We start from the raw sequence: 2,290 nt of genomic DNA, 5'->3' as shown, positions 1-2,290 counted from the left end.
CCGAGATGAAGTACTCTGCGTCCTCTGCGGCTCTGCGTGAGAAAAATCTTTTCAATCGGTTGGGGTGAAGCACGGAGTTTGCTTGTGGGCGCGGCAGCCCGCCGGCAAGACCCGGCCGGGCGTCGTCATCCACTCCGTTTGGAGGTGTGCAGATGAAGAAGGCCCTGGTTCTCGCGGCCGCGCTCGCGCTGGCCGTCACCCCCGCCGCCGCGCAGGAGTCCGCGGCGCCCTCCGCGTCCGTGCAGGCGCAGAGCGCCGTCGTCACCACCGCGCAGGCCCCCAGCATCTTCGTGAGCCGCGACGAGATCCGTCAGCGCGTGGCCGTCGCCGAGGCGGAGCGCGAAGGCGCGCAGATCGGCAGCAGCAACTGGTGGTACACCGTCGCGGCCATCGCCCTGGGCGTCGTCATCGCCCTCCTGCTGATCGACTGAGCCACACCCTACATACGACGAGACGACATACGCGAAGCCCCGCCGCGACATCCATCGCGGCGGGGCTTCGTGCGTCGGGCGGACGCGGTCGAGCGGAGGACGGTCGGCTTCCCGCCGCCCGCCGCGTGGTGCCCGATCCGCTCTCCGTCCGATCTACTGCGCGCGGATGGTCTGGCCCTTCACGGGCTCGCCGCGGGAGACGGGCTGGCCATCCGCCACGTAGCTGTTGAACTGCGCCGGCAGCCCCTCCGCCTGGCCGAACGCGGGGCCGTTCTGCAGGTGGTAGTGCAGGTGCGGCTCGCTCGTGTTGCCGCTGTTGCCGCACTCCCCCACCTTTTGCCCCGCCGTCACCGTCTGACCGGGGCGCACGGCCACGCTGCCGCGCCGCATGTGCGCCATCAGCGAGAACTCGCCGTTGCCGTGATCCACGACCACGTGGTTGCCGGCCGGGTGGCTCGCGTCCATCTGCCCCGGCTGCTGGTCGGGCAGGCTGTCCAGGGCCGTGACCACCGTGCCCGCGCCGGGCGCCAGGAGGGGCTGTCCCCAGCAGTAGTACTGCTCCAGCTGCCGCCCGTCACCCGTGTGCGAGCTGCCGTCGCGCATCACCACGAGGTCGTACGCAAAGCGCTGGTCGCGGGTGGCGGCATGGTAGTTCTGCTCCACGGTGCGGCCGCCCCAGAACACGTACCAGTCGCCCTGGAACGGCAGGCGCAGCGGCGTCTTGGTCTGGTACTCCAGGAACTGGCTGGGCGCGGCCTGCTGCCCCCGCTGCTGCGGACGCACGCTGAAGCCCTGGATGACACCCGCGCTGTCCATGGCGAACACGACGTCGAACTGCATGGGCGCGTTGGAAAAACGCACGCCGCGGACGTACACGTCCAGTCCCGGCGCGGGCGAGGGGTCCAGGATGCGCTCACCCAGCACCTCGGCTTCCATCCCCGCCTGCTCCTGGATGCGCTGCTGGAACGTCGCCAGCTGGTCCACGCTGGGAATGGCCGTCCGCATCTGTGGCGAAAAGCGCGCGTACAGGCTGTCCAGCTGGCCCGCGTACAGCCAGTGCGTGTACTGGCGGCCGCGCGCCATCGCCACGGAATCGGCCTGCTGCGCGGCCGCGGGAACGGCGGCCGCCAGGGCCAGCGCGGCGGCCGCGCCACGCATCCATCTCACTGCCATCTTGCTCTCCAGTCGTCGGTGTGGGATCGTGAGGGGTAAGATGAACGGTCCCTCGTGCAACGCGCCACCCGCATCCATGTCCAGTCCGCCTGAAACGACGTCCCGCGCGCGGCCCGGCCCGGCGGGACGAGGGGTTGCGCCCATGACCTCGCACGCGCGTCGCGGGGGCCCGTACGCGGCCGGCGGCCGGGCGGTTTCGCCGTGAGCGGGCCTCGCGCCCGCGCGCCCGGGCTGCTGCGCGGCAACGTCCTGTGGCTGAGCGTCGCCTCGTTCCTCAACGACGCCGCCAGCGAGATGATCTACCCCCTGCTGCCCCTGTTCCTCACGGGCACGCTGGGCGCCGGCGCGGCGTTCGTGGGGCTCATCGAGGGCGCGGCGGAGAGCGCGTCCAGCCTGCTCAAGCTCGTCAGCGGGCGGCTGGCGGACCGCACGGGGCGCCGCAAGCCGCTGACCGTGGCGGGCTACGGCATCGCGTCCGTGGCGCGGCCCCTGATCGCGCTCGTGACGGCGGCGTGGCAGGTGATGGCCATCCGCCTGCTGGACCGCGTGGGCAAGGGGCTGCGCACGGCGCCCCGCGACGCGCTCCTGGCCGAGTCCATTCCCGAGGGCCAGCGCGGCGCCGCGTTCGGCCTCCATCGCGCGGCGGACCACTCCGGCGCCGTCGTGGGGCCCCTGCTGGCGTCGGG

Annotated in this window: 3 protein-coding genes; 2 read left to right on the top strand and 1 reads right to left on the bottom strand. The window is 72.2% G+C overall.

What is annotated here, in order from left to right; genetic code table 11:
• Nucleotides 1-152 precede the first annotated feature (152 nt).
• Nucleotides 153-431, top strand: a complete 279-nt coding sequence (locus VFZ20_RS23020) for a hypothetical protein (protein WP_329686303.1) — start codon at nucleotides 153-155, stop codon at nucleotides 429-431.
• A 153-nt stretch (nucleotides 432-584) separates the two neighbouring features.
• Here the strand turns inward: VFZ20_RS23020 and VFZ20_RS23015 are convergent, their stop codons facing one another.
• Nucleotides 585-1,604, bottom strand: a complete 1,020-nt coding sequence (locus VFZ20_RS23015) for a M23 family metallopeptidase (protein WP_329686302.1) — start codon at nucleotides 1,602-1,604, stop codon at nucleotides 585-587.
• Nucleotides 1,605-1,805: 201 nt separating this feature from the next.
• Between VFZ20_RS23015 and VFZ20_RS23010 the strand changes: the two genes are divergently transcribed.
• The coding region (locus VFZ20_RS23010; RefSeq protein WP_329686301.1) for an MFS transporter at nucleotides 1,806-2,290 on the top strand (485 nt) is incomplete at its 3' end.

The sequence above is a fragment of the Longimicrobium sp. genome (assembly GCF_036280135.1).
Classification (GTDB): Bacteria; Gemmatimonadota; Gemmatimonadetes; order Longimicrobiales; family Longimicrobiaceae; genus Longimicrobium.
Note: the sequence above shows the minus strand (reverse complement) of the source record. Positions and strands in the feature narration are given on the sequence as shown.